Origin of the sequence: Sphingomonas sp. STIS6.2 (genome assembly GCF_000732685.2) — a bacterium.
GTDB lineage: Bacteria > Pseudomonadota > Alphaproteobacteria > Sphingomonadales > Sphingomonadaceae > Sphingomonas > Sphingomonas aerolata.
Window position 1 is genome coordinate 248,361 of record NZ_JPDP02000041.1, and the last position, 25,304, is coordinate 273,664.

Consider the following 25,304-nt stretch of genomic DNA (forward strand, 5'->3'; position numbering starts at 1 on the left):
GGACGGGTGGTTTCCCGACTTCGGTCGAAACGAACGGAAAACTCTGCATGCCCCACTCCGACGGCACCGTCTCGATCACCGTGAACGGCGAGCACAAGCGTGTTTCCACCGGCCTCAGCCTTGCGGGGCTCGCGACCGAACTGGGCCTCATCCCCGAGAAGATCGCGGTCGAACGCAATATGGAGGTGGTGCCGCGCTCGACGCTGGCGGACGTGATGGTCGAGGATGGCGACGACCTCGAGATCGTGCACTTCGTCGGCGGCGGCGATCATGCCGCGGCGATCGACACCGACAGCTGGACGGTTGCCGGCCGTACCTTCCGCTCGCGGCTGATCGTCGGCACCGGCAAGTACAAAGATTTCGCGCAGAACGCCGCCGCGGTCGAGGCGTCGGGGGCGGAGATCGTCACCGTCGCCGTGCGCCGCGTCAACGTGTCGGATCGCAATGCGCCGATGCTGACCGACTTCATCGACCCGAAAAAGATCACCTACCTCCCCAACACTGCGGGCTGTTTCGACGCCGAATCAGCGATCCGGACGCTGCGACTGGCACGCGAGGCGGGCGGCTGGGAACTGGTGAAGCTCGAGGTGCTCGGCGAGGCGAAGACGCTTTATCCCGACATGGTCGAAACGCTGCGCGCGACCGAGATCCTGGCGAACGAGGGCTTCAAGCCGATGGTCTATTGCGTCGACGACCCGATCGCGACCAAGCGGCTGGAGAATGCGGGCGCGGTCGCAATCATGCCGCTGGGCGCGCCGATTGGCTCCGGGCTTGGCATCCAGAACCGCGTGACGATCCGGCTGATTGTCGAGGGGGCAGGGGTGCCCGTACTAGTCGATGCGGGCGTCGGCACGGCGTCGGATGCGGCGGTGGCGATGGAACTCGGTTGCGACGGCGTGCTGATGAACACCGCGATCGCCGAGGCGAAGGATCCACTGATGATGGCCGCGGCGATGAAGGCCGCGGTCGAATCGGGGCGGCTCGCCTATCGCGCAGGGCGGATGGGGCAGCGGCGTTATGCCGATCCCTCGAGCCCGCTTGCCGGCCTGATCTGAGCGCATGACGTAAACGTCACGGAACCCTCGATAAAGACGGCCGTTATAGTCTCACAAGTTCAGAGCGGTACGATTGGCGTATCGCACAACATAGTGGAGGCTCTCATGGGCGAATTCACCGATAAGGTCGCAGCCGCAGGCAACAAGGTCGCAGGCAACGTTAAGGAAGCCGTAGGCAAGGCGACCGATAACGATCGTATGGTCGCAGAAGGCGAAGCACAGCAGGCCAAGGGCACTGCGCAGAACGTCAAGGGTAGCGTCAAGGGCGCACTCGGCGACGACATCTAAGCTTAGACTTGATGACGGAAATATGGCCGCTTCGGGAAACCGGAGCGGCCTTTTCTTTGGCGTACCGTCGCGCGCTGCGCGGGACCTGATAATGGTGTCGCTGCACATCAGGACAGCCAAATGACCAAGCGAGATACTCCATGACCCTGCCAACCCGCAGCTACGCCGCTTTCCTGTTCGACATGGACGGGACGATCCTGACGTCGATCGCGTCGGCCGAGCGCACCTGGACGGCATGGGCGATCGCGCACGGCCTGGACGTCGCGACGTTTCTGCCAACGATCCACGGCGTTCAGTCGGTCGAGACGGTTCGGCGGCTGGGTCTGCCCGGCGTCGACCCGGTCGTCGAAGCGGCTGCGATCACCGCCGCCGAGATGGAGGATGTCGGGGACATTACCTCGATCCGTGGTGCGGCTGATTTCCTGGCGACACTGCCGGCCGGGCGCTGGACGATCGTGACCTCGGCACCGCGCGCGCTGGCCGAACGGCGTCTTGCCGCCGCGGGTCTGGCGATCCCGGCGCAGTTCATCGCGGCCGAGGACGTCGCAAACGGCAAGCCCGCGCCCGACTGTTTCCTGCTGGCCGCCGAGCGTCTGGGTGTACCGGCATCCGACTGTCTTGTCTTCGAGGATGCACCGGCAGGTATTGCGGCAGCCGATGCCGCGGGATCCGATGTCGTCGTCATCACGGCAACGCATGGCCGCGACCACCGCGTGGACGCAGCGCGGCATGCGATTGTGGATTATGACGGTGTTGAGCTTACGGCCGACGGTCCTGGTCGCTGGCGGCTTGGCCGCGAATAAGGGCTGGATCATGACATCGTCGGTCCGGCCGCATGACGGGTAACTATCCGAGATTGATCTGTTTTCGACGCATTATGGATATACACTGGTAATGAGTTGAGCGCAGGATCGGCGGATGGAATTTCCGGTGCGACCAGCCAAGCTCGAACGCTTCATGGACGACCAGGCCGTACTCGCGCGCATCGCACCGAACCCCGCGGTCGCGCAGATGCACCGCGACCTTGAACGATATTATCGCGAGCAGCTGGATCAGGCGCTGCGCCTGATCTGATCACGGGGGCCGTAACCGGCCCGGGCCTGGATCAGAATAACTCCCCCTGCGGCCCCTGTGGCGCGCGGAACAGGTCACACCGCAGTCCGACCCGCTCCGCGTTCAGCCCGTGCTTGCGCACGGCGATGTCGAACCTGGTCTTCAGCAAGTCCGCCCAGGGCCCTTGCCCCTTCATCCGGCTGCCGAACCCCGGATCATTGTCGCGTCCACCGCGGATCGACTGGATCGTCGCCATGACCTTGCCGGCGCGATCGGGGAAATGCGCCTCCAGCCACGCACGGAACAGCGGGGCAACCTCCCAGGGCAGGCGGACCGGGATGAAGAACGCAAAGCGCGCACCGGCCTGTGCGGCACGCGCGATCAGATGCTCGATCTCGTGATCGGTGATCGCGGGGATCACCGGCGCGATCGAGACATAGACCGGCACGCCCGCCGCCGCGAGCGCGCTGACCGCCGCGAGCCGTCGCTCTGGATGCGGCGCGCGGGGTTCGAGCGTTGCCGCGATCTTCGGATCGAGCGACGTGATCGACATCGCGACCGCGGCTAGGCCCTTTGCCGCCATCGGGGCGAGCAGATCGAGATCGCGGATGACGCGATCCGACTTGGTCGTGATCGTCAACGGGTGGTTGGTCTCGGCCAGCACCTCGATGATGCCGCGCGTGATCCGCCAGTCGGCTTCGATCGGCTGATAGGGATCGGTGTTGGTCCCCAGCGCCATCGGCCGCGCGCTGTACCCCGGTTTCGCCAGCTCGGCCCGGAGCAGCGCGGCGGCGTCGGGCTTGGCGAACAGCCGGCTTTCGAAATCAAGCCCGGGCGACAGATCGTGAAACGCGTGGCTCGGCCTGGCAAAGCAGTAGATGCAGCCATGCTCGCAACCGCGATAGGGGTTGATCGAGCGGTCGAAGGGGATGTCGGGCGACGCATTGCGACTGATGATCGTTCTGGCCCGCTCGACCGTGATGGTCGTCCGCAATCGGGGGGCCGCGCCGTCGATCGCATCGCGCGCATCAAGCCAGTCGCCGTCCGCCTCGGTCTGCGGAAGGTTGAAGCGCGTGCTTTCGCCGTTGAGCGTCGCGCCGCGTACCGGGCGGGGTCTGGTCATCCCCGATACTAACATCGAGCGGGGAACGAAGAAAGAACAAACGGGCGGCGTCCCCGACGCCGCCCGGTGTCGTCATGCGCGGTCAGAACCTGACGCCGAACCCCGCGATCGCCTGGTGGCGGCTGAAATCGAGGCTGGTCTTGGTCGTGCCGTCGACCACTTCATAGCCGTTATAATCGGTGTAGACGTACTCGAGCTTGCCGTAGAAGCGCGACGAAAACGCGATCTGGATACCGGCCCCCGCGTGGAAGCCGCTGAGCGAGTCGGAGCCCGCGACGTTGTTTTCTTCAACCGTCGCGTTGCGGTTGCTCAGGCGCAACCGGCCACTCGAAAAGCCACCCTTCACATACAGAAGCGTCGCCGGGGACAGGAGATAGCCGCCGCGGGCGCCGACGGTGATGTTGCGGTTCGCGGCGATGCAGGTGCGATCACCCACGCTCACGATGTCGTTCTCGCACTCCTTCGCGCTCGACCCTTCGAGACCGGCATAGACGCCGAGCACCGCGCTGACATTGACCTGCGCGTCATAGCCGACCTCGCCGCCATAGGTGACGCCGCTCTTGCCGACGCGGACGCTTGCCGAGTCGTCCGCCGTGTCGACGTTCAGCTCGGAAATGACGCGTTCATAGCCGATCCGGGGTTCGACCCGCAGGCCCGACACCTGGCTCGCCGGATTGCCGCGCGAATCGCGATCGAATCGATCATAGGCGCGACCGTCATAGGTCCGGCCGTCGGAGGACTGCGCCACGACCGGCGTGGTGGCGGCCCCGGCTGCGACGAGCGCGAGCAGGTAGATTTTACGCATACTGATACTTCCCCCTTGCCGCCGCCGTCGTCGACGGGCGGTACGGGCCTGGTATCGCGCGGGAATGCTGACAGGACGTTAACCGGAAGCGCGGCAGGCCGGGTAAGGCGCCACGGATGGTCGCGCGGCGGTTTTGCGCGTAGAACGGGGCATGGCAGAGAATCTGACGACGGTGGAGCGGGCCTTCGAACTTGCGCGGTCCGGCGAGTGCGATTCGGTCAACGGCCTGCGCCAGCGATTGCGCCGCGAGGGGTATGACGCAGTACATCTCCACCTCCACGGCGCGGCGATCAACAAGCAACTCGTCGATCTGATCCACGCCGCGAGAGGCTGAACGCCACGATCATTTCTGGGCGAGGATCAACTCCTTCGGCATGTCGAGGCCCGACGCGGCCCAGGCGGCTGCCGTGCGGCAGGTGATCCGGTCGATGCGGGTGCCGGTGACTGCGGGTTCGGTCAGGCAATATTTGCGCGACTTCGCATCATATTTCAGCGTCGTCATCTGGGCGTGTGTCGCGCTTCCCCGCGGAGCGGCGTTCGCGATCGTCGGGCTGACGGCCGTGGCAATAGCGATCGTTATGAAGGTGACGGTGCGGCCGAGCGTGCGCGTGGTTGGCAGAGCGGGCATGATGGTGTGTCCTTCCAGAAGATGAGGTCGAGCCGCCCGGGGGCGGCATGAAGACCAATGCATCTGGCGTGCCAGTTGACTACTACACTAAGACACTTCGCTTCTGTGCTTTAAAACCTCGTCTTTTTGCCCGCAGCGGCGATCGGCACGATCCACGCCCAGCGGAAATCGCGCCATCAGTTGGGAATCGATGCCGAAACATGGCCCGTCGACGTGCGCGGTCAGCGCTCGAGCAAGCGCGGCATCAGTTCGACGAAGTTGCAGGGCCGGTGACGGCTGTCGAGCTGGTCGCGCAGGATCCCGTCCCACCCGTCCTTCACAGCGCCGGTCGAACCCGGCAGCGCGAAGATATAGGTGCCGTGCGCGACACAGGCGCAGGCCCGCGACTGCACCGTCGACGTGCCGATCGTCTTGTAGCTGAGCATCCGGAACAGCTCGCCGAACCCGGGGATCATCTTTTCGGCGACGCGCTCGACCGCCTCGGGCGTCACGTCGCGGCCGGTGACGCCGGTGCCGCCCGTGGTGATGACGCAGTCGACTTCCGGATCATCGATCCAGGCGTGGAGGCGGGCGACGATCGTCTCGACGTCATCCTTCTCGATCCGGCGATCGGCGAGCACATGCCCTGCCTCTGCCAGCCGCGCGACGAGCGTATCGCCCGAGCGATCCTCGGCCAGCCCGCGCGTATCGGACACCGTCAGCACGGCGATCCGGACCGGCAGGAAGGTCCGGCTTTCGTCGATTGGCATAAAAGATCAGTCCGCGCGTGTGACGGTGGAGGATTGCGCGCCGACGCTCGCATTGACTGCGATCATCGGCTGATGCGCGGTGAGGCTCGCGCTCGCGCGCGCATTCGGCCGGGCGTTCATGCGGATCGCGGTCGCGCCGGGCAGGCCGGGGAAACGCGGCCACATGCCCTGTGCCAGTGCGTTGCGGCTGGTCGAGGCCTTCCGCCCACCCTGCGCCTCGTACATCCAGTAGTTGCGCAGCACGGTGGTGACGTAGCCGCGCGTCTCCCAATAAGGGATGCTTTCGATATACAGCAGCGGATCGCCATTATCGTGGACGATCGCGTTCCAGTCGCCGACCGGACGCGGGCCCGCATTATAGGCTGCGATCACCTTGGGTAGCAGCCCACCGGTCACGCCAGCCATGTCGCGCAGCCGTTCGAGATGCCGCTGGCCGATGTCCATGTTGGTCGACGGCTTGGTCAGCGCCTTGAGGTCGATCGACGTGCCGCGTTCGCGCGCAAAGTCGGTAGCCGCCGCGGGCATGATCTGCATCAGGCCGTAAGCGCCCGCGGGGCTGCGTACCGTGTTGCGGAAGCGCGATTCCTCGAGCGTGTGCGCGTAGACCAGCGCCTTGTCGATGTGCCAGCCGCTGTCGGGCGTCCAGTTCGGCGTCGGATAGCGCGCCTCGGCCGCGGTGGTGACCCCTTGCGGGCAGTTGTGCGCGAGCCAGACGGTCGTCGCGGGCAGGCTGAGTGCCTCTGCGACCCGAACGAGATTGCGGAATTCGCGGGGATCGCCGATCTTCGCCTGCTGGCGGATGACGGTATCGGCCAGTTCGGTCTCGCCGACCTCGACGAGCGCGGCTGCGACGCGGACATTGGGGCGCTTCTCGACGACCTTCCAATCGCGCGCGACCACGCCGCCGGGACCGCTGCCGCCGACCCGCGCGGGATCGGCCATTGCGAGCTGCTGGCGTGCGAGTTGTCCGTAGAAGCTTTCGCCGAACTGCGCCGCAGCCTTCAGCCGGCCCTGGATCTTGTCGGGACGCGCGCAGACCATGTCGGCGCGCGACGCCCAGTAGAGCGCCGCCGCGCGCAGGTCGACATCGCCCGCGCGTGCCGCGACGCCTTCGAACCCCGTACCGGCGTTGGCACAATCATTCTGCCGCCACGCAGCCAGCGCCCCGACCCAGCGGGCCTGGACCGCCCATTCGCCGACACCGTCCTGGCCCTTGGCGGCCATCACGCGCGCATTGGCGTCGTCACCCTGGAGGAAATAGATCCACGCGATCTTCTGCTGCCATTCGGTCAGCGTCTCGGGCGTGAGACCGGGCGTGCTGTCGAGCAGCGACTGTGCCTCGCGGCCCATGTCCGCCTTGACGTAAGGCTGCATCTTCAGCGCGAGGTCGGCGGCGATCATATCGCCTTTGAGGCTCTTCGCGCGCACCCGACGCGGTGCGCCGTCCTGCCAGATCAAACGCTGCGCGACGGGCAGGGGAGGCAGATCGACCGCGCCGCGGACCGTGGCGAGGCGTGCAATCTGTTCCGCCTCGGGCAGCTCGGGGGCCTCGTTCAGCAGCGCGACGAGCGGCGCCATCTCGATCCTTGGCGATCCCTTGGCGATGTACATCTCGGCGCGCGCGATCGCATGGAGCGGGCCGGGCTTCATGGTATCGAGCTGGATCTGCGCATCGGTCCATTTGCCGTCGCGGATCGCGCCGAAGACCGCGCGATAGGCGTCACGCTGCGCCGGATCGAGCTGATCGGGAATCTGTTCGGCGGTCGGTGCACCGGCAACGAGTCGGGCATCGCCCGTACCGCTGTCTGCGATCGGTGCCGCCAGAGCGGGCAGCGGCAATGCCGCGCAACCGAGCAGGATTGCGAGCGTGCGGGTCATGCCCGCGTCTCCTGAGACATCTGGCCCCCCATCAACATCTGCAAATCCTTCCAGGCTTCTGCCTTGGCCGCCGGCTTCTCGATCAGAAAGCGCGGGTGAAAGCTGGCGACCACGCCTGCTTCTCCGACCTTATGGCTAATTCCATGTAAACGTCCCCGCGCCGCCTGCAATTCCATCCCGAGGATGGCACGGCTCGCCGCATTGCCGAGCAGGAGCAAGCGCTTGGGCGCAACAAGTTCGATGTGATGCTTGGCGATCTCCGCCAGCCGGTCCTCGACCTCGCGCTGGATGCGACCCGCGGTCGGGCGCTTGGCGCAGACCGCGGCGACATGAACCTCCGACCGGGTCAGTCCGATCGCGGCGAGCATGCGGTCGAGCAGGCGACCCGATGCGCCGCTCAGCAATTGTCCGGCGCCGCCATTGTCCGTGCCGTCGTCGCGATCGGGGCAGTCGGCAAGCACCATGACCGTAGCGTCAGCGGGTCCCTCGGCCGCCAGCGAAATGCCGTTCCACCCCGCCTCGGGCACATCCGCGCCGGTGCGCCAGGCCAGGAATTCGGTCAGCGACAGTGGCATCGTGGCGACCGCCACCGGCGGCGCGACGGGCACGCCGGCAGGCGCCGGCGGCGCGATAACCAGCGGTTCGGGTGCCGCGAACCAGTCGCGCGGGGCGTCGTCGACGAGCATGTCGACACCGGCATCGTGCCACCAGTCGAGCACGCTGACCGCGGCGTTGCGCCAGTCGATGGTCTGATCCGCCCCCATATGTCTCCTATGCTGCGTGGTTGACGTGGCGGTCAACTCGCGCAATCGCCTAAATAGACGCGACACGGACAAGACGGTGCCGGCCCGAGCCCGAACGAACGGGAGGGGCGGGAAGCCGGGCAGACAGGGACCATCCCCCGGGAGACGATGATGACGACACGTGAATCGATGCCCTACGACGTAGTGATCGTCGGCGCAGGTCCGGCGGGGCTTTCGGCAGCGATCCGGCTGAAACAGCTGGCGGCCGAGAAGGACGCGGACATCTCGGTCTGCGTGCTCGAAAAGGGATCCGAGGTCGGCGCGCACATCCTGTCGGGCGCGGTCATCGATCCCAAGAGCCTCGACGAGCTGCTGCCCGACTGGCGCGAGGATGGCTGCCCGCTGGCGGAAGTGCCGGTGACGGAGAATCATCACTGGATCCTTAGCAAGACGAAGAAGAGCGAGATGCCGCACTTCGTCACGCCGTCGTTCATGCACAACAAGGGCACCTATACCGGCAGCCTCGGCAATCTGTGCCGCTGGATGGCGGGCAAGGCGGAGGAGCTCGGCGTCGAGATATTCCCCGGCTTCGCTGCCGCCGAGATCCTGTTCAACGACGACGGATCGGTGAAGGGCGTCGCGACTGGCGACATGGGCGTCGCGCGCGACGGCACGCATAAGGGCGACTATACCCCGGGGCTCGAACTCCACGCCAAATACACCTTCTTCTCCGAAGGCTGCCGCGGTCACCTGACCAAGCAGCTGATCGCCAAGTTCGATCTCGCCAAGGACAGCGACCCGCAGGTCTACGGCCTGGGTATCAAGGAATTGTGGGACATCGATCCCGCGCTCCATTCGCCCGGCCGCGTCATCCATACGCAGGGCTGGCCGCTCAGCGAAACCGACGGCTCGAACGGCGGCGGCTGGATCTATCACCAGGCCAATGGTCAGGTTTCGATCGGCTTCGTCACCTGGCTGAACTACACCAATCCGCATCTCTCGCCGTTCCACGAGATGCAGCGCTGGAAGACGCATCCCGAGATCGCGGCGCTGCTGAAGGGCGCCAAGCGTGTCAGCTATGGCGCACGCGCGATCAGCGACGGCGGGCTGCAGTCGATTCCGAAGCTGGTGATGCCGGGTGCCGCACTGATCGGCGACAGCGCCGGCTTCCTCAACGTGCCGCGGATCAAGGGCACGCACACCGCGATGAAGTCGGGCATGATGGCGGCCGAGGCTGCGGTCGAGGCGATCGTGTCGCAGCGCGGGCATGACGAACTCGCCGCCTATCCCGAGGCGTTCGAGCGCAGCTGGGTGAAGAAGGAGCTGTCGGTCGTCCGCAACGTCGTGCCGCTTGTCAAGAAGTTCGGCGACATGCTCGGGTCCGGACTTGCCGGCATCACGATGTGGCTGGAACATTGGGGTCTGAAGGTGCCGTTCACGATGCACCATCATCCCGATCACGAAAGCCTGTGGCGCAAGGATCTGGTCAAGCCGATCGTCTATCCCAAGGCGGACGGCGTGCTGACGTTCGACCGGCTGTCGTCGGTGTTCATCTCGAACACCAATCACGAGGAGGACCAGCCGGTCCACCTGACGCTGAAGGACCCGGCGGTGCCGATCGCCTACAACCTGCCGATGTACGACGAGCCCGCGCAACGCTATTGCCCCGCCGGCGTTTACGAGGTGGTGGGCGAAGAGACGGGCGATCCGAAGTTCGTGATCAACGCGCAGAACTGCGTCCACTGCAAGACCTGCGACATCAAGGACCCGACGCAGAACATCAACTGGGTCGTGCCCGAGGGCGGTGGGGGCCCCAACTATCCCAACATGTAAGTCTGTCCTGCTGGCGATCGGCCTGCTGACCGCCCCGACGGCGGCGCTGGCCGACACCGGCGGTCTCTCTGCCTATCTCAAAGCGCGCGCCGCCGACGCCGACGGGAGGGTGATGATTGCCGCGGACCAGTACGCCAGGGCATTGGCGGCGGCGCCCGACGATCCGGTCATCGCAATCCGCGCCTACCGCGAAGCGATTGAGGCGGGCGACATGCCGTTCGTCGCGCGCGCGGCGGGGGTGCTGGCGAAAGCAGGGGTCGCGCCCGCGGACGCCGCACTGTTCCCGCTCGCCGCCGCTGGGCGCAAGGGCGACACCCGGGCGACCCGGATGGCGATCGCCACGCTTGGCAAGGGCCCGCTGGTGGTGCTCGCACCATCGCTGAACGCGTGGGTGGCGCGTGCCGAGCATCGTGACCCGGGCGCGGCGCTGGCTACCGCGGGCGAGGATCCGGTCGCGCGCCGCTTCGCCGCCGAGACGCGTAAGCGCATCGCTGCCGCCCCCGCGCGCCAGCCACTCGGCCTTGCCGTCGCACAGACACTCGCGGGTTTGGCGGGGGACCTTATCGCAGGGGCGCCGTCGCCGCTGGCAATCGCGCTCGCCCAGGCTGCGGTGGAGGCCGATCCGGATTATGCCCCCGCGCGAATCGTCCTTGCCGACGCGCTTGCGCATAGCGACCGGATCGACCGCGCACTGGCGGTGCTCGACAGGGTCGATGGCACGTCGCCGTCCGCAGAGGCGGCGATCGCCAAGCGTCTCGAAATCCTGTCGGTTGCCGGCCGTGACGAGGTGGCGCTGGCCATCGCGAGGACACGCGCCGAGCGGCAGGAGGCGGTCGCCGGCGACTGGCAGCGTTACGCCGACCTGTTGCTGACGACCGGCGATGCGGCGGCGGCGGCGCAGTGGTATGGCCGGGTCCTGGCGGCGGACCGCAGCGCGCCGGCGGCCGCGCGCGGAAGCTGGGGGGCGTGGCTGCAATATGGCGGGGCGCTCGATCAGGCGGGCCGCTGGCCCGAGGCCCGCGTCGCGCTCCGCAAGGCGGTTGCCCTCGCCCCGACGCAACCGCTCGCGCTCAATTATCTCGGATTCGCACAGGTCGAGCATGGCGACGACATCGCGGGCTCGATTCGCCTGCTCGAACGGGCGAGCCGGCTCGATCCCGCCAACCCGTCCGTCACCGACTCGCTCGGCTGGGCCTATCACCGCGCCGGCGATACGCGGCGCGCGCTGCCGTTGCTCGAGCGTGCCGCGCAGGCGGAGCCGACCAATGCCGAAATCGGCGATCATCTGGGTGATGCCTATTGGAGCATGGGCCGACGCTACGAGGCGCGCTATGCGTGGCAGGCCGCGATCGTCACCGGCGATGCCGAGGAGCGCGCGCGCATCGCCGCGAAGATCGACACCGGCCTGCCGATCGCTGCGTGCCGCTGACCCCTGATCCCGAGACGCCGATGCCGACGACGACCGAAACCGCACCTGCCAAGATCAATCTCGCGCTGCATGTGCGTCACCGCCGGGCGGACGGCTATCATGAACTCGAGACGCTGTTCGCCTTTGCCGAGCATGGCGACGTCGTCACGGTGCGCACGGCGGACGTGGACAGCTTTGCCATCATCGGGCCGTTCGCCGCGGCATTGCGCCCGGCGGCGGGGGGCACCGACGCTGCGCCATGGGATGGCAACCTCGTGACGGCCGCGGCGGACGCGTTCGTCGCGACGTTCGGGATCGCCGCGCACCACGCGATCACGCTCGACAAGCGGCTGCCGATCGCATCGGGGATCGGTGGCGGGTCCGCCGATGCCGCGGCGACGCTGCGCGCGCTGGCGCGGTTGTACGGCGTCGCGGTGCAGGATCCGGCTCTTCACGACATTGCCGCCCGACTGGGTTCGGACGTGCCCGCGTGCCTCGTCAACCGGACGACGTTCGGCACCGGGCGCGGCGACACGCTCGTCGAGGTCGATGGGCTGGCGGGAACGCCGTTGCTGTGCGTCAATCCGGGCGTGGCGGTGTCGACCGCGGCGGTATTTGGCGCGTGGGACGGGATCGACCGCGGGCCGCTCGGCAAGGGGCCGCTGCTCGAACGCGCGATTGTCGGGCGGAACGACCTCGAGGCGCCGGCCTGCGCGATCGCGCCGGAGATTGCCCGGGTGCGCGCGCTCCTCGACGCAGCGCCGGGCGTGCTGCTCGCGCGCATGTCGGGATCGGGGGCGACCTGCTTTGCGCTGTTCGACAGCATCGCGGCCCGTGATTCCGCGGCGACGGATGCCGCTGCGCAAGGCTGGTGGACGCTGGCGTGCACGCTGCGCTGAACACAGTTCAACTGCCGCTTCGAAACTGTTCGGCTTTGGGACTCCGGACGCTATAAAATCGATTGCATCGCACCAGTCGGAAGCGTCAAATCGGGATGTCCACTACCGGATCGGCGCCAGGGTTTGGCCGACCGGCCCAAGGTTTCTCCCAAGACGCCGAAGCGGACCCATGATGGGAGGGCGGTCACCGAAAGGCGGCCGCCCTTTTTCACATTCCCCGATGTTCCGCACTTGTTCCGTGAGAACAAAAGCAATACATGGCGTTTGACGCGTTGAATGGCACGCGCGCTTGCTTTAGCGATGGGAGCTTATCGATGGCCGCTAATCTGAAAGTGATCGACACCGGCATGGCAACAGCAACCAACGACCGGCAAAAGGCGCTCGATGCCGCACTCGCGCAGATCGACCGCGCGTTCGGCAAGGGCTCGGCGATGCGTCTGGGCTCGAAGGAGACGATGCAGGTCGAGGTGATCTCGACCGGCTCGCTCGGGCTCGACATCGCGCTCGGCGTCGGCGGCCTGCCGCGCGGCCGCGTGATCGAGATCTACGGTCCGGAAAGCTCGGGCAAGACCACGCTCGCACTCCACGTCATTGCCGAAGCGCAGAAGAATGGTGGCACCGCGGCATTCGTCGACGCCGAGCATGCGCTCGACCCGGTCTATGCCAAGAAGCTTGGCGTCAACATCGACGAGCTGATCGTGTCGCAGCCGGACACCGGTGAGCAGGCGCTCGAGATCGTCGATACGCTGGTCCGTTCGAACGCGATCGACGTGCTCGTCGTCGATTCGGTCGCAGCGCTCGTGCCGCGCGCCGAAATCGAGGGCGAGATGGGCGACAGCCATGTCGGGCTTCAGGCACGCCTGATGTCGCAGAGCCTTCGCAAGCTGACCGGTTCGATCAGCCGGTCGCGTTGCATGGTGATCTTCATCAACCAGCTCCGCATGAAGATCGGCGTCATGTACGGCAACCCGGAGACGACGACGGGCGGCAATGCGCTGAAGTTCTACGCTTCGGTCCGTCTCGACATTCGCCGCATCGGTGCGGTCAAGGCGGGCGACGAGGTCACCGGCAACCAGACGCGCGTGAAGGTCGTCAAGAACAAGGTCGCGCCGCCGTTCAAGCAGGTCGAATTCGACATCATGTACGGGCAGGGCGTCTCCAAGCTTGGCGAGATTCTTGATCTCGGCGTGAAGGCCGGGCTGGTCGAGAAATCGGGTGCGTGGTTCAGCTATGACAGCGTCCGGCTAGGTCAGGGTCGCGAGAATTCGAAGACCTTCCTCAAGGACAATCCCGAGACGGCCGATCGTCTCGAAAAGCAGATCCGCGCGCGCACCGACAAGGTCGCCGAGGAAATGATGGTCGGTCCCGACGCCGAAGACGACGCCTGAGTGAGAGTCGGAGCCCTTTTCCTCGCGGGGAAGGGCTCCGCTTCCTGCGACAGGGCGAGGCAGCGTCCAGGGCTGATGGGTCGGGCGAGTCTCGTCTCGCCTGGTTGAGCTGATAGGCCGCAGCGGGACGCGTGTTGGGCGATCGTCCGGAAATCCAGCGAGCCTTGGCGGGCATACGCTTCACGACTTGCGTCAAACGCGCCACAAGAGCTGATCTTGTGCGCACAGACGGGAGTTCGACCATGCGATACGGCGGATCATGACCAGTGATCGAGACTGGACCGGACGCGTCGGCGACATCTGGGCCATCGAATGGCGCCGTACCGACCGCAGCTTCGAGAGGCTTGCGCCTGTACTGAACGCCGCGATCCTTGCGGCGGCCGGACCGCAGGCCGGCACTATCGTCGATATCGGTTGCGGCGCCGGCGCCACGTCGCTGGCGAGTGCGCAGGCTCTGCCGGACGGGCAGGTGATCGGCATCGACCTATCCCCGAAACTGATCGCAGTGGCGAAGCACCGCGCGGGGCACCTGACGAATGTCGCGTTCCACTGCGCCGACGTCGCGGCGGGCGTCGAGACGCACGCGCCGGTCGACCTTTATGTATCGCGGCACGGGGTCATGTTTTTTGCCGATCCGGCGGCCGCCTTTGCCCAGCTCGCTGAGGCCGCCGCGCCTGGCGCCGCGCTCGTCTTCTCGTGCTTTGCCGAGCGTGCCGCCAATCGCTGGGCGGTGGAAACCGTCGCGGGTGCGGATGGCGCATCCGGACCAACGGGGGCCATGACCGCGCCGGGGCCCTTTGCCTTTGCCGATCCCGCCTATGTCGCAGAGCTGCTGAAGCAGGCCGGGTGGCGCGCGACGACACCACAGCGAGTCGACTTCGGCTATCGCGCGGGAGGCGGCGCGGATCCGGTGGCGGACGCGGTCGACTATCTCAGCCGGATCGGCCCCGCTGCGTCGCGGATCCGCGAGACGCACGGCGCGGAACGCGAACAGGCGCTGGCGCGTCTGACCAGCGCGTGCGTCGATCGTCTGGCTGGGGATGCGGTCGAATTTCCGGCCGCCGCCTGGATATGGACGGCGCACGCGGCGCGCGACAGCCAAGGGAGCCTGCCATGATCACCGTCCACCATCTCGAAAACTCGCGGTCGCAGCGGATCCTGTGGATGCTCGAGGAACTCGGGTTGTCCTATGAGATCAAGCGCTATGCGCGCGATCCGAAGACGATGCTCGCACCCCCGGAACTGAAGGCGGTCCATCCGCTCGGCAAGTCGCCGGTGATCGAGGACCACGACGTCGAAGGTGGCCGGGTCGTGGCAGAGACCGGCGCGATCGTCGAGTATCTCGTCGACAAGGCGGACGGTCGGCTTGGGGCGCCCGCCAAGCGCGCGGATGCGCTGCGCTATCGGTTCTGGCTGCATTATGCCGAAGGCTCGATGATGCCGCCGCTGCTGCTCAAGCTGGTGCTCGCGAGGATTCCGGTGATGGGGAAGATCGCGCTGAAGCGCATCCAGCCGATGATCGATGTCCATCTCGATTATGTCGAGGCCGAACTGTCGAAGCGCCCCTGGTTTGCGGGCGACCAGATGACCGCGGCGGACATCATGATGAGCTTTCCGCTCGAAGCGGCGCGCAGCCGTGCGGGGCTCGACGAATCACGCCCCGCGACGATCGCCTGGCTCGGCAAGGTTCACGCCCGCCCGGCCTATCAGGCGGGGCTGCAAAAGGGCGGCCCCTATGCCTATGCCTATGCCTATGCCTGACCCTGGCGCACGCCAACAGGCGGGCGGGCCGACCGCCTCCTGACGTCCCGTGCCGCTCAGGCCTGGCCGGGCTTGATCTTCTCATAGCTGTCGACATTCACCTTCGGGCCATGCCCGGTCGGTGCGTGCGGCGGGTCGCGGTCGGCGGGTTCACGCTCGTCGAGCCCGCCCTCCCATTTCGCGACCACGGTCGCGGCGACCGCATTGCCGATGACGTTGGTCGCCGATCGGCCCATGTCGAGGAAGTGATCGACTGCGAGGATGAGCAGGATGCCGGCCTCCGGGATCTTGAACATCGACAGCGTGCCCGCGATCACCACGAGTGAGGCACGCGGCACGCCGGCAATGCCCTTCGACGTGACCATCAGCACCAGCAGCATGGCGATCTGCTGCCCGATAGGCATGTCGATGCCGTAGGCCTGCGCGATGAACAGCGACGCGAACGTCATGTACATCATCGAGCCGTCGAGATTGAACGAATAGCCGAGCGGCAACACGAAGCTGGCGATCCGCGGCGGCACGCCGAACCGGTCGAGCGCCTCGAGCGTGCGCGGATAGGCCGCCTCCGACGACGCGGCCGAGAAGGCGAGGATCAGCGGGTCGCGGATATAGCGCACCAGCAGCCGCGTCCGCGGGCCGATAAGCAGGAAGGCAATGCCGATCAGCATCAGCCAGAGCAGCGCCAGCCCGAGATAGAAGGTCAGCATGAAATAGCCGAGATCGCCGAGGATGCTGGGCCCCCGTTCGGCGAGCGTCGCGGTCACCGCAGCGAACACCGCGAACGGCGCGAACCGCATCACATAGTTGGTGATCTGCAGCATGACCGCGACGAGCGCCTCGATCGCCTTGACGAGCGGGGCGGCCTTTTCGCCGACCGCGGTGATCGCGACGCCGACGAACACCGAGAATACGACGATCTGAAGGATCTCGTTGCTCGCCATCGCAGAGATCATCGAGTCGGGAACGATATGGGTGATGAACTTGGCGAGATCGAAGGCGGCTCGGTTGACGCCGCTCGACGCGGTCGCCGGCGGGATGGCGAGCGCGAGGCCGACGCCGGGCTGCAGCACGTTCACCAGGATCATGCCGAGCGTCAGCGACAACAGGCTCGCGCAGATGAACCAGCCGAGGCTGCGCAGGCCGACGCGACCGAGCGCCCCGGTGTCGCCCATATGCGCGATGCCGACGACCAGCGTCGAGAAGACCAAGGGCGCGATGATCATCTTGATCAGCCGCAGGAACAGCGACGTGACGATCGAGAAATAGCCGGCAATGTCCTTCAGCTGCGCGGCGGATTGCGCGCTGCCGTCGTCGATCGACGCGTTGAGGATCCAGCCGACGGCCATGCCGGCGACCAGCCCGAACAGGATATAATAGGTTAGCCGCTTGGCCATTAAACGCTCCCGAAACTCGCGAAGGAGGGAAGGGGATTGCGGCGCCCGGGTCAAGGACCCTATCGTCCCGACATGGCAATCTCTCCCGAATTACCCACCAGGCGCACGCTCCTAAGTGCCGCTGCCGCGCTCCCGCTGCTGTCGATCGGCGCGGTGCTGCGCGCCGCCGAGCCCGACCTGTCGGCGCTGTCCGATCTCACGGGGGGTGCCAAACCGATCGATGCGGACGAGCGCGCCGCCCGGCTGATGCGCGCCCAGGCGCTGATGAAGGCGGCGGGGATCGGCGCGGTCCTGATCGAGCCGGGATCGTCGATGCTCTATTTCACCGGTGTCCGCTGGAGCCGCAGCGAGCGGCTGACCGCCGCAATCCTGCCGGTCGAGGGGCAGCCCTGTATCGTCACGCCGTTTTTCGAGGAGCCGTCGGTGCGCGAGACGCTCGCGGTGCCGGCGGAGGTCCGCGTCTGGCAGGAGGATCAGAACCCGCTCGCGGTGGTGTCGGGCTTCCTGCGCGATCGCAGGCTGATCGCGCAGCCGATCGCAATCGAGGAGACGATGCGCTTCTTCGCCGTCGACGCGCTGCGTCGGCTGGTACCGGAGGCGCGGATCGTGTCGGCCAATCCGGTCGTGCGCGGCTGTCGGATGATCAAGACGCCTGCCGAGATCGCGCTGATGCAGACGGCGACGGACGTCACGCTCGCCGCCTATCGATGGACACACGCGCGAGTCGAGACCGGCATGACCGGTCCCGAGATCGGCGCGCTGATGACGGCCGCGACGCGGAAGCTCGGCGGGGCGCCCGAATTCTCGATGGCGCTGGTCGGTGAAGCGTCGGCCTATCCGCATGGCAGCCGCGAGATCCACCGCGTCGCGAACGGGCAGGTCGTGCTGATGGATTGCGGGTGCACCGTGCAGGGCTATCAGTCCGACGTGTCGCGCACCTGGGTTCACGGATCCGCCACCGCCGACCAGCGCAAGACCTGGGACCAGGCGATACGCGGTCAGAAGATCGCCTTTGCCGCCGCGCGGATCGGCGCAACTGCGGGCAGCGTCGACGATGCGGTGCGGCAGCATTACCAGGCGCTGGGCTATGGTCCGGGCTATAAGCTGCCCGGCCTGTCGCACCGGACGGGGCACGGGATCGGCATGGACGGGCACGAACCGGTCAATCTGGTGCGGGGCGAGGCGACGAAACTCGCGGCGGGCATGTGTTTCAGCGACGAGCCCGGCATCTACATCCCCGGGCGCTATGGCATCCGGATCGAGGATTGCTTCTACATGACCGAAGCGGGGCCGAGCTGGTTCAGCGTGCCGCCCACGTCGCTCGACCGACCGCTGGGCTGACGAGCCCGGGGCCTGCTCAGGCGGCCCGGCTCATCCAGCGCTCGGCATGCGCGAGGGCGGCTGCGTCGTCGACGTCGATCCAGTCGATGTCGCTGCAGTCGACCACGTCGGCACGGTTCTGCGCGGCGAGCATGCGGACGCCTTCGGTCAGCGAGGGACCCGCCAGCGTGGCGAGTGCGGCGCCGAGGCGCGGCGAGATCGCGAAAACGCCCGTGTCATAGGCGTCATGCGGTTCGAGACCCTTGCCGATCGCCACGATCGCCGACCCATTGGTCGCGACACACGTGACGTCTTCGGGGTCGACCCAGGGATGGCCGAGCCGGCGGTCGATGCCGAGCCGAAGCCCGTTACCCGATCCGGCGGTGGCCATGCGGCGATAAAGAGCGGGGAGAACGAGGTGGTCGCACATCGCCAGAACCGCGTCCTGCCCGGCCAGCGCCTCGGTCGCGGCAAGCACCGATACGCCATTGGGCTCGCGGTGGTCCGCAAGGACGGTTTTGACATGGAGCGGCCAGCTGCGGCTGGCGAGATAGGCCTCGATCGCGTCGCGGCCGTAACTCAGCGTGACGATCGCACGCTTGAGTCCTGCTTCCGCAAGACCCTCGAGCGCATGCGCGATGAGGGGGCGGCCGGCGACCGGGCAGAGTGGTTTATAGGGCGCCGAGGCGCGGAGACGGCTGCCCTCCCCGGCGGCGAGGATGACAGCCGTCTCGATCATGTCAGGCGGCCTTGATGAACCGCTCGACCTCGATCTGCGCGAGATCGTCGGTCATCTGCGTGCGGGGATGCTTGCAGAAATAGGCCGATGCAGGGTCGATCACGCCGGCGATGCCGCGATCCTTGGCGATCTTGGCGCAGCGGATCATGTCGATCGCGACACCCGCCGAGTTGGGCGAATCCTCAACCGAAAGACGCAGCTCGAGGTTCATCGGCACGCCGCCGAACAGCTGGCCTTCCATGCGCAGGAAGCAGACCTTGTTGTCGTTCTGCCAGGGGACATAGTCCGACGGGCCGATATGGACGTTGTCGTCATCCATCCGCTCGGCCGCGACCGACTGGACGGCTTCGGTCTTCGAGATCTTCTTCGACTCGAGACGGCGATGGTTCGACATGTTGAGGAAGTCGGTGTTGCCGCCGGTGTTGAGCTGGTAGGTGCGATCCAGCTTCACGCCGCGCTTGGCGAACAGGTCGGTCAGCACGCGGTGGACGATCGTCGCACCGAGCTGTGCCTTGATGTCGTCGCCGATGATCGCGACGCCGGCGTCTTCGAACTTCTTTGCCCAGACGGGGTTCGATGCGATGAAGACGGGGATGTTGTTGACGAACGCCACGCCGGCTTCGATCGCGCAGTCGGCATAGAATTCGGTCGCTTCCTGCGAACCGACGGGCAGGTAGTTCATCAGCACGTCGGCGCCTGACGCCTTCAGATCCGCGATGACCTGCTCACGCGTCGGCTCTGCGGCGTCGGCGAGGAGGAACGTACGGTCGTCCTTGAAGTCGGACATGTGATCGGCGACGCCGTCGAGCGTCTTGCCCATCTTCACGATGGTGCCGGTGTTGCCGACATTGGGGGCGAACACTGCGGTGCAGTTGGGCTTGGCGAAGATCGCCTCGGCGACGTCCTTGCCGACCTTGCGACGATCGACGTCCCACGCCGCGACGACCTTGATGTCGCTTGGCTTGTAGCCACCCATATCGAAATGCATCAGGCCGACCTGGTCGTTTGCCCCCTCGCGATAATGCTCGAGACCCTGGACGAGCGAGCTCGCGCAGTTGCCGATGCCGACCACGGCGATCCGAATGCTATTCATTACTGACCCTGTTCCTTACGAAAGATGCATGCGCGACGCGGTCTTCGATCGCGGCGGTGTGGTATTACGGACGAAAGCCCGTTCGACACGACGGTGCCAGACGAGCCCGACGATGGCGACGAGCGTCAGAGGGACGATCTCGAACCACCAGAAGATGCGCGGGTTGCCCGCAAAGCAGGCGACGAAGATCGCCCATACTCTGACATTCGCGGTTAGCAAGGCCATGAAGCGCAATGGCGCGACGGCGCGCGTGGCATAGCTCTGGCCAAGCGCGACAGGATCGCTGGCCTGACCGAGCGTGCGTTCGAACGGCATCGCGATCCGGTCGATGCTGCCGGCCACCCCGTCATAGAAGCGGACGAGCGCGTTGCCGGTCGGCACCGGCGGCGCGTCGAGCGCGACGCCGCGGATCCGGCGATGGAAGCGCGAGCGCTCACCCTCGTACATGTTCGACTGCACCGCGTGCGCGGCGCCCGCCGCAACCGCGAGGATCCAGGCCTCTGGCGTGTCGATGGTGAGGGCGAGCGAGATGTAGATCAGCGCGAACACACCGTGATCGCACAGGCCGTCGAGCATCCGCCCGAGCGGGCTCGCGGTCTTGGTCGCGCGGGCGACCATGCCGTCCAGACCATCGGCGATCAGCCACCCGATCGACAGGGCCAGGCCGATTAGTGCCAAAGCGGGATTGCCCCAATGCGTATAGGCCAGCGCAGCAGCGCCCCCCAGGACCAGTCCCGCCACCGACACCGTGTTCGCCGAGATGCGACGCGCGAGTGCGAGGGGCAAAAGCGCGCGGCCTGCCGGGTGAATCAGCCAAAGGTTAGATGGGATCTCGATCCGGCGATCGCGCGATCCATCCGGTGGAGCCACTGTCATAGGATTTTCATAATGCGCGCGGCACGCAATTTATGCAAGGTCGCCCGGCTCGGCCTGCGGAACGGCTGAGCGCAATTCGTCGATCCAGACCCGCGCGGTTCCATCCGACGGTGCGCGCCAGTCGCCGCGCGGCGACAATGCGCCGCCCGCCGAGACCTTTGGCCCGTTCGGCAGCGCAGAGCGCTTGAACTGGCTCGTCGCGAAAAAGCGCTGAAGAAACCTTTCGAGCCATGCGGTTATCGTCGGCAGGTCATAGGCGACGCGCGCAGTCGCCGGCAGGTCCGCGGGCCATGCCCCGCTCTCCGCATCGCGCCAGGCATGCCAGGCGAGAAACGCGATCTTCGACGGCGCGAGGCCATAGCGGATCACGTAATGCGCGAAGAAATCGTTCAGCGCATAAGGCCCGATCATCGATTCGGTGCTCTGCAGCGCGCCGTCCACCCCCGCGGGGACGAGTTCGGGAGAGATTTCCTGGGCGACGATCGTCGACAGGATCGCATCGGTCGCCGCGTCATACTGGCCGGTGCGGATGCACCAGCGGATCAGGAACTGTATCAGCGTCTTGGGCACGCCCGCGTTGACCGCATAATGGCTCATCTGGTCGCCGACGCCGTAGGTGCACCAGCCCAGCGCCATCTCGCTCAGGTCGCCCGTGCCGACGACGATCCCGCCGCGCTGATTGGCGAGACGGAACAGATAATCGGTCCGCAACCCCGCCTGGACGTTCTCGAAGGTGATGTCATAGGTCGGCGCGCCATCGGCGAAGGGATGCCGCATATCCTCAAGCATCCGCCGCGCCGCGGGGCGGATGTCGATTTCCTCGGCGGTGATGCCCAGCGCGCGCATCAGCGCCCAGGCATTCGCCTTCGTGCCTTCGCCCGTCGCGAAACCGGGCATGGTGAAGCCGAGGATGTCGGCGCGCGGGCGGCCGAGCCGGTCCATCGCCTTGGCCGCGACGATCAGCGCGTGGGTCGAGTCGAGCCCGCCCGACACGCCGATCACCAGCGTGCGGGCGTGCGCGGCCTCGAGCCGCTTCGCCAGCGCTTCCACCTGGATGTTGAACGCCTCGTAACAATCCTCGTCGCGGCGGGCGGGATCATTGGGGACGAACGGGAAGCGGGGGACGACGCGTTCGAGCCCGACATCCGCGACGGCAGGATCGGTCAGGTGATCGAACGCGATCCGCCGGACGCGCGTCTCGGGATGCCCCGCAAACGCCGCCGCGTCGTTGAACGTGCCGGTCCGCAGCCGTTCCTGCGCGATCCGCTCGCAATCGACGTCCGCGACGACAAGATCCGGCTCGGTCGCGAAGCGGCGCGATTGCGCGAGCTGTTCGCCGAGCTCGTGGATCAGCCCCTGGCCGTCCCATGCAACCTCGGTCGTGCTCTCACCCGGGCCCGCCGCGGAATAGACATAGGCGCAGACCGCGCGCGCCGATTGCGCCGCCGCCAGCATCTCGCGCTCGCGCGCCTTGCCGATGACGATGTTCGACGCGGACAGGTTGCAGCAGATCAGCGCGCCGGCCAGCGCGCCCGCGGTCGACGGCGGGGTAGGGGCCCAGTAATCCTCGCAGATTTCGGCATGGACCACGAAGCCCGGCAGGTCGCGCGCCGCAAAGATCAGGTCGGTGCCGAACGGCACGGACTCGCCGCCGAGATCGATCGACAGCCCCGTCAGTCCCGCGCCGCTCGCGAACCAGCGCTTTTCGTAGAATTCGCGGTAGTTGGGCAGGAAGGTCTTCGGCACGACCCCGAGCACGCGACCGCGCGCGATCACCACCGCGCAATTATACAGCCGCCCCGCGCGCACCAGCGCCGCGCCGACCAGCAGCATGTCGCAGTGCGTCGCACTCGCCGCGACGACGCTGTCGATCGCCGCCAGCGTCGCACGCTGCTGCGCGGTCTGCAGATGCAGATCGTCGAGCGCATAGGAGGTGAGGTTGAGTTCGGGAAAGACGACGAGGTCGACATGCTGCGCATCCGCCTGCGTCGCCAGTGCGATCGTCGCCGCGGCATTGGCGGCGGTATCCCCGACCGACGCCCGCGGTGTTGCTGCAGCAACCCGGATCAGGCCGTGCGTGTGGATCGCGTAGAATGGATGCGTCATGCCCGCATCGTTAAACGCGCGGGGCAGTTCATGCTACCGGCTTCACCGGCCGGATATGCGGAGGCTGCTGTCAGGGGGCGCTCTGCGCAGACGTGGAGGCGATGACCCCCTGCACGGCACGGGCGCGCCGGCGTTCGAGCTTCTGCCGTTCGGAGATCTGGTAGGTCTTCGCAATCCGGTACCGCTGCTGCTTCGTCTTCGCGTCGACACTGCCCAGCGCGAGTATGCCGCCAAATGCGAGGATCGCGAATAAGAGGGTAATGAGGTTCAGTTGTCGCGCTTCTGCAGCCTTGTCCGTCATCATCCCGCTCCCATCGCCTGCCGTCATCGGACCCGACAGGTCTTTCACGGCATCCCGCCGAAAAACCTTCTATGTCCGCAACTTGTCTTGGTCATTCCGTACATCGTACAGCCATTTCGCGGCGCCGAGGTTCCACCGTCCATGGCAAAAATCCGCACTGCGGCTGTTGCGCGATCGGCAGGCAGATCTGCTATCGGGACTGACAGGCGATGGCGCGCGGGGTGCGTGGCAGGGTGTCTTATGGGGAAGCAATTTTGACGATCACGCTGTTCGGGATCAGGAACTGCGACACGATGAAGACGGCGCGTGCGTGGCTTGATGCGCATGACGTCGCCTATATGTTTCATGACTACAAGACTGCCGGGATCGATGACGCACGGCTGCGCGACTGGATCGGCCGGGTCGGGTGGGAGCCATTGCTCAACCGCGCCGGCACCACGTTCCGGAAACTGCCCGAGTCTGACCGCGCCGATCTGAACGCGGACAAGGCGGTCGCGCTGATGCTCGCGCAGCCGTCGATGATCAAACGCCCCGTGCTCGATACCGGCGAGACGCTGCTGGTCGGGTTCAAGCCCGAGCGGTATGAGGCAGCGGGGCTGGGGACCGCCTGAAGGAGACGAGCATGCCTGTCGCTACATGGAACGGCCAAGAGATCGCCCGGTCCGACGATACCGTCGTCGTCGAGGGCAATCACTATTTCCCCGCGGACAGCATCGATCCGGCGCTGCTCGAAGACAGCGCGACGCAGTCGAACTGTCCGTGGAAGGGTACGGCGCGATACAAGACGCTAGTCGTCGACGGCAAGCGCAACGTCGATGCGGTCTGGTACTATCCCGATCCCAAATCCGCCGCGGCCGAGATCAAGGATCGCTATGCCTTCTGGAAGGGCGTGACGGTCGGCTGAGCCGCGCCGCCCGGGCGGGCGCGACGGGACGGGCTGGGCGAGCGGCGTCGGCTTCGCTAGAACGCGCGCCCATGTCCACGACCTACACGCTCGACACCGCGACGAGTCGCGCCAACCCGACGCCCGCCCCGCTCAAGCGCCTCACGATCCCCGCGATCCGCCGGCAGAAGGGGCAGGTGCCGCTCGTCATGCTCACCGCCTATACGGTGCGCAACGCGCAGCTGCTGGATCCACACTGCGACATGCTGCTGGTCGGCGACAGCCTGGGGCAGGTGATCTACGGCCTGCCCTCGACCGTGCCCGTCACGCTCGAGATGATGGCGGCGCACGGCGCGGCGGTGGTGCGCGGCAGCTATCACGCGGTGGTCGTGATCGACATGCCGTTCGGCAGCTATGAAGCGTCACCCGAAAAGGCGTTCGAGAGCGCCGCGTGGCTGCTGAAGCAGACCGGCGCGGCGGCGGTGAAGCTCGAGGGTGGCACCGCGATGGCGCCGACCGTACGGTTCCTCGTCGAACGCGGCATTCCGGTGATGGGGCATGTCGGCCTCACCCCGCAGGCGGTCAACGTGCTGGGCGGCTATGGCGCGCGCGGCCGTACGCCCGAAGAGGCGGCGAAGATCGTCGCGGATGCCAAGGCCGTTGCCGAGGCCGGCGCATTCGCGCTGGTGATCGAGGGCGTGGTCGAGCCGATCGCGATCGAGATCACGCGCGCGGTCGCCTGTCCGACGATCGGCATCGGCGCTTCGGTCGAGTGCGACGGCCAGGTGCTCGTCGCGGAGGACATGCTCGGCCTGTTCGACCGTACCGCCAAGTTCGTGAAGCGGTTCGAGGATCTCGCCGGCAAGATCTCGGGCGCGGCGGAGACCTATGCCGACGAGGTTCGCGCCCGTGCCTTTCCGGGACCCGACCAGAGCTATGCGCCGCGCGCCGGCACGGTGGATTGATCCGGCTTTTGTTTCG

At 66.6% G+C, this 25,304-nt stretch carries 27 protein-coding genes; 15 read left to right on the forward strand and 12 right to left on the reverse strand.

Annotated elements, in window-relative coordinates:
- Positions 1-47: 47 nt before the first annotated feature.
- The 4 genes from thiS to sphst_RS20430 all read left to right on the forward strand — a co-directional run bounded on the left by thiS (position 48) and on the right by sphst_RS20430 (position 2,417).
- Positions 48-1,055, forward strand: coding sequence for a sulfur carrier protein ThiS (gene thiS / locus sphst_RS07385; RefSeq protein ID WP_081877604.1), 1,008 nt, complete (start codon positions 48-50; stop codon positions 1,053-1,055).
- Positions 1,056-1,160: 105 nt separating this feature from the next.
- Complete coding sequence (locus tag sphst_RS07390; protein ID WP_031394577.1) at positions 1,161-1,343, forward strand: CsbD family protein; 183 nt, start codon at positions 1,161-1,163, stop codon at positions 1,341-1,343.
- Positions 1,344-1,483: 140 nt separating this feature from the next.
- Positions 1,484-2,146 (forward strand): HAD-IA family hydrolase, encoded by a 663-nt coding sequence (locus tag sphst_RS07395; protein ID WP_031394578.1) that lies wholly within the window; start codon positions 1,484-1,486, stop codon positions 2,144-2,146.
- A gap of 115 nt (positions 2,147-2,261) precedes the next feature.
- Positions 2,262-2,417 carry a hypothetical protein gene (locus sphst_RS20430; RefSeq protein WP_156360324.1) on the forward strand — a complete coding sequence of 52 codons (156 nt, stop codon included), beginning with the start codon at positions 2,262-2,264 and terminating at the stop codon, positions 2,415-2,417.
- 31 nt (positions 2,418-2,448) lie between these two features.
- On the opposite strand, the gene sphst_RS07400 is transcribed toward sphst_RS20430, so the two are convergent.
- Together sphst_RS07400 and sphst_RS07405 are read right to left on the reverse strand one after the other, a co-directional pair.
- Positions 2,449-3,519 (reverse strand): PA0069 family radical SAM protein, encoded by a 1,071-nt coding sequence (locus sphst_RS07400; protein ID WP_031394579.1) that lies wholly within the window; start codon positions 3,517-3,519, stop codon positions 2,449-2,451.
- Positions 3,520-3,601: 82 nt separating this feature from the next.
- Positions 3,602-4,324 carry an outer membrane protein gene (locus sphst_RS07405; RefSeq protein ID WP_031394580.1) on the reverse strand — a complete coding sequence of 241 codons (723 nt, stop codon included), beginning with the start codon at positions 4,322-4,324 and terminating at the stop codon, positions 3,602-3,604.
- Positions 4,325-4,475: 151 nt separating this feature from the next.
- Between sphst_RS07405 and sphst_RS07410 the strand changes: the two genes are divergently transcribed.
- Positions 4,476-4,658, forward strand: coding sequence for a hypothetical protein (locus sphst_RS07410; RefSeq protein ID WP_031394581.1), 183 nt, complete (start codon positions 4,476-4,478; stop codon positions 4,656-4,658).
- A gap of 9 nt (positions 4,659-4,667) precedes the next feature.
- Here the strand turns inward: sphst_RS07410 and sphst_RS07415 are convergent, their stop codons facing one another.
- From sphst_RS07415 to sphst_RS07430, 4 genes are all read right to left on the reverse strand, one after another.
- Entirely contained in the window at positions 4,668-4,952 is a 285-nt protein-coding gene (locus sphst_RS07415) for a hypothetical protein (protein ID WP_031394582.1), read from the reverse strand.
- 221 nt (positions 4,953-5,173) lie between these two features.
- A complete protein-coding gene (gene moaB, locus sphst_RS07420; RefSeq protein WP_031394583.1) occupies positions 5,174-5,701 on the reverse strand; it encodes a molybdenum cofactor biosynthesis protein B in 528 nt (175 codons plus the stop codon).
- Between the two features lie 6 nt (positions 5,702-5,707).
- The gene (locus sphst_RS07425; RefSeq protein ID WP_107045363.1) at positions 5,708-7,579 is read right to left on the reverse strand and encodes a lytic transglycosylase domain-containing protein; all 1,872 of its coding nucleotides are present in this window, start codon (positions 7,577-7,579) and stop codon (positions 5,708-5,710) included.
- Positions 7,576-8,343 (reverse strand): uracil-DNA glycosylase, encoded by a 768-nt coding sequence (locus tag sphst_RS07430; protein WP_031394585.1) that lies wholly within the window; start codon positions 8,341-8,343, stop codon positions 7,576-7,578. Before sphst_RS07430 ends, sphst_RS07425 begins: the two co-directional genes overlap by 4 nt.
- Before the next feature lie 150 nt (positions 8,344-8,493).
- On the opposite strand from sphst_RS07430, the gene sphst_RS07435 reads away from it, so the two are divergent.
- The 6 genes from sphst_RS07435 (at position 8,494) to sphst_RS07460 (ending at position 15,611) form a co-directional block, all read left to right on the forward strand.
- Complete coding sequence (locus sphst_RS07435) at positions 8,494-10,155, forward strand: electron transfer flavoprotein-ubiquinone oxidoreductase (RefSeq protein ID WP_031394586.1); 1,662 nt, start codon at positions 8,494-8,496, stop codon at positions 10,153-10,155.
- Positions 10,127-11,584 (forward strand): tetratricopeptide repeat protein, encoded by a 1,458-nt coding sequence (locus sphst_RS07440; protein ID WP_234387503.1) that lies wholly within the window; start codon positions 10,127-10,129, stop codon positions 11,582-11,584. Before sphst_RS07435 ends, sphst_RS07440 begins: the two co-directional genes overlap by 29 nt.
- Positions 11,585-11,604: 20 nt before the next feature.
- Positions 11,605-12,462 (forward strand): 4-(cytidine 5'-diphospho)-2-C-methyl-D-erythritol kinase, encoded by an 858-nt coding sequence (locus sphst_RS07445; RefSeq protein ID WP_031396668.1) that lies wholly within the window; start codon positions 11,605-11,607, stop codon positions 12,460-12,462.
- 314 nt (positions 12,463-12,776) lie between these two features.
- The gene (gene recA, locus sphst_RS07450) at positions 12,777-13,850 is read left to right on the forward strand and encodes a recombinase RecA (RefSeq protein WP_031396669.1); all 1,074 of its coding nucleotides are present in this window, start codon (positions 12,777-12,779) and stop codon (positions 13,848-13,850) included.
- Positions 13,851-14,109: 259 nt separating this feature from the next.
- Positions 14,110-14,967, forward strand: coding sequence for a class I SAM-dependent methyltransferase (locus tag sphst_RS07455; protein ID WP_107045364.1), 858 nt, complete (start codon positions 14,110-14,112; stop codon positions 14,965-14,967).
- Entirely contained in the window at positions 14,964-15,611 is a 648-nt protein-coding gene (locus sphst_RS07460) for a glutathione S-transferase family protein (RefSeq protein ID WP_031396671.1), read from the forward strand. Before sphst_RS07455 ends, sphst_RS07460 begins: the two co-directional genes overlap by 4 nt.
- Before the next feature lie 56 nt (positions 15,612-15,667).
- Here sphst_RS07460 and sphst_RS07465 read toward each other — a convergent pair whose 3' ends face one another.
- Positions 15,668-17,005: a dicarboxylate/amino acid:cation symporter gene (locus sphst_RS07465; RefSeq protein ID WP_031396672.1), complete on the reverse strand. Its 1,338-nt coding sequence runs from the start codon at positions 17,003-17,005 to the stop codon at positions 15,668-15,670.
- Between the two features lie 72 nt (positions 17,006-17,077).
- Between sphst_RS07465 and sphst_RS07470 the strand changes: the two genes are divergently transcribed.
- Positions 17,078-18,346, forward strand: coding sequence for a M24 family metallopeptidase (locus sphst_RS07470; protein ID WP_031396673.1), 1,269 nt, complete (start codon positions 17,078-17,080; stop codon positions 18,344-18,346).
- Positions 18,347-18,362: 16 nt separating this feature from the next.
- On the opposite strand, the gene sphst_RS07475 is transcribed toward sphst_RS07470, so the two are convergent.
- The 5 genes from sphst_RS07475 to sphst_RS07495 form a co-directional block, all read right to left on the reverse strand.
- Positions 18,363-19,064 carry a phosphocholine cytidylyltransferase family protein gene (locus sphst_RS07475; RefSeq protein WP_031396674.1) on the reverse strand — a complete coding sequence of 234 codons (702 nt, stop codon included), beginning with the start codon at positions 19,062-19,064 and terminating at the stop codon, positions 18,363-18,365.
- A gap of 1 nt (position 19,065) precedes the next feature.
- Positions 19,066-20,157: an inositol-3-phosphate synthase gene (locus tag sphst_RS07480; RefSeq protein ID WP_031396675.1), complete on the reverse strand. Its 1,092-nt coding sequence runs from the start codon at positions 20,155-20,157 to the stop codon at positions 19,066-19,068.
- Positions 20,158-20,172: 15 nt separating this feature from the next.
- Positions 20,173-20,943, reverse strand: a complete 771-nt coding sequence (locus tag sphst_RS07485) for a CDP-alcohol phosphatidyltransferase family protein (RefSeq protein WP_234387504.1) — start codon at positions 20,941-20,943, stop codon at positions 20,173-20,175.
- Between the two features lie 120 nt (positions 20,944-21,063).
- Complete coding sequence (locus sphst_RS07490) at positions 21,064-23,139, reverse strand: NAD(+) synthase (RefSeq protein ID WP_107045365.1); 2,076 nt, start codon at positions 23,137-23,139, stop codon at positions 21,064-21,066.
- 70 nt (positions 23,140-23,209) lie between these two features.
- Entirely contained in the window at positions 23,210-23,440 is a 231-nt protein-coding gene (locus sphst_RS07495; protein WP_156363278.1) for a hypothetical protein, read from the reverse strand.
- A 254-nt stretch (positions 23,441-23,694) separates the two neighbouring features.
- On the opposite strand from sphst_RS07495, the gene sphst_RS07500 reads away from it, so the two are divergent.
- From sphst_RS07500 to panB, 3 genes are all read left to right on the forward strand, one after another.
- Complete coding sequence (locus tag sphst_RS07500) at positions 23,695-24,051, forward strand: ArsC family reductase (protein ID WP_031395621.1); 357 nt, start codon at positions 23,695-23,697, stop codon at positions 24,049-24,051.
- Between the two features lie 11 nt (positions 24,052-24,062).
- Complete coding sequence (locus sphst_RS07505; RefSeq protein ID WP_031395622.1) at positions 24,063-24,344, forward strand: DUF427 domain-containing protein; 282 nt, start codon at positions 24,063-24,065, stop codon at positions 24,342-24,344.
- Between the two features lie 71 nt (positions 24,345-24,415).
- A complete protein-coding gene (gene panB, locus sphst_RS07510) occupies positions 24,416-25,288 on the forward strand; it encodes a 3-methyl-2-oxobutanoate hydroxymethyltransferase (protein ID WP_031395623.1) in 873 nt (290 codons plus the stop codon).
- Positions 25,289-25,304: the final 16 nt, after the last annotated feature.

Excerpts from the sequence above, each read along its gene's own strand:
- sphst_RS07435 (WP_031394586.1), top strand. The coding sequence starts at position 8,494 with ATGACGACACGTGAATCGATGCCCTACGACGTAGTGATCGTCGGCGCA.
- thiS (WP_081877604.1), top strand. The coding sequence starts at position 48 with ATGCCCCACTCCGACGGCACCGTCTCGATCACCGTGAACGGCGAGCAC.
- sphst_RS07470 (WP_031396673.1), top strand. The coding sequence starts at position 17,078 with ATGGCAATCTCTCCCGAATTACCCACCAGGCGCACGCTCCTAAGTGCC.
- sphst_RS07460 (WP_031396671.1), top strand. The coding sequence starts at position 14,964 with ATGATCACCGTCCACCATCTCGAAAACTCGCGGTCGCAGCGGATCCTG.
- sphst_RS07405 (WP_031394580.1), bottom strand. The coding sequence starts at position 4,324 with ATGCGTAAAATCTACCTGCTCGCGCTCGTCGCAGCCGGGGCCGCCACC.
- sphst_RS07445 (WP_031396668.1), top strand. The coding sequence starts at position 11,605 with ATGCCGACGACGACCGAAACCGCACCTGCCAAGATCAATCTCGCGCTG.
- sphst_RS07480 (WP_031396675.1), bottom strand. The coding sequence starts at position 20,157 with ATGAATAGCATTCGGATCGCCGTGGTCGGCATCGGCAACTGCGCGAGC.
- sphst_RS07475 (WP_031396674.1), bottom strand. The coding sequence starts at position 19,064 with ATGATCGAGACGGCTGTCATCCTCGCCGCCGGGGAGGGCAGCCGTCTC.
- sphst_RS07465 (WP_031396672.1), bottom strand. The coding sequence starts at position 17,005 with ATGGCCAAGCGGCTAACCTATTATATCCTGTTCGGGCTGGTCGCCGGC.
- sphst_RS07395 (WP_031394578.1), top strand. The coding sequence starts at position 1,484 with ATGACCCTGCCAACCCGCAGCTACGCCGCTTTCCTGTTCGACATGGAC.
- sphst_RS07505 (WP_031395622.1), top strand. The coding sequence starts at position 24,063 with ATGCCTGTCGCTACATGGAACGGCCAAGAGATCGCCCGGTCCGACGAT.
- sphst_RS07400 (WP_031394579.1), bottom strand. The coding sequence starts at position 3,519 with ATGACCAGACCCCGCCCGGTACGCGGCGCGACGCTCAACGGCGAAAGC.
- panB (WP_031395623.1), top strand. The coding sequence starts at position 24,416 with ATGTCCACGACCTACACGCTCGACACCGCGACGAGTCGCGCCAACCCG.
- sphst_RS07415 (WP_031394582.1), bottom strand. The coding sequence starts at position 4,952 with ATGCCCGCTCTGCCAACCACGCGCACGCTCGGCCGCACCGTCACCTTC.
- recA (WP_031396669.1), top strand. The coding sequence starts at position 12,777 with ATGGCCGCTAATCTGAAAGTGATCGACACCGGCATGGCAACAGCAACC.
- sphst_RS07495 (WP_156363278.1), bottom strand. The coding sequence starts at position 23,440 with ATGACGGACAAGGCTGCAGAAGCGCGACAACTGAACCTCATTACCCTC.
- sphst_RS07490 (WP_107045365.1), bottom strand. The coding sequence starts at position 23,139 with ATGACGCATCCATTCTACGCGATCCACACGCACGGCCTGATCCGGGTT.
- sphst_RS07455 (WP_107045364.1), top strand. The coding sequence starts at position 14,110 with ATGACCAGTGATCGAGACTGGACCGGACGCGTCGGCGACATCTGGGCC.
- sphst_RS07430 (WP_031394585.1), bottom strand. The coding sequence starts at position 8,343 with ATGGGGGCGGATCAGACCATCGACTGGCGCAACGCCGCGGTCAGCGTG.
- sphst_RS07390 (WP_031394577.1), top strand. The coding sequence starts at position 1,161 with ATGGGCGAATTCACCGATAAGGTCGCAGCCGCAGGCAACAAGGTCGCA.
- moaB (WP_031394583.1), bottom strand. The coding sequence starts at position 5,701 with ATGCCAATCGACGAAAGCCGGACCTTCCTGCCGGTCCGGATCGCCGTG.
- sphst_RS20430 (WP_156360324.1), top strand. The coding sequence starts at position 2,262 with ATGGAATTTCCGGTGCGACCAGCCAAGCTCGAACGCTTCATGGACGAC.
- sphst_RS07425 (WP_107045363.1), bottom strand. The coding sequence starts at position 7,579 with ATGACCCGCACGCTCGCAATCCTGCTCGGTTGCGCGGCATTGCCGCTG.
- sphst_RS07410 (WP_031394581.1), top strand. The coding sequence starts at position 4,476 with ATGGCAGAGAATCTGACGACGGTGGAGCGGGCCTTCGAACTTGCGCGG.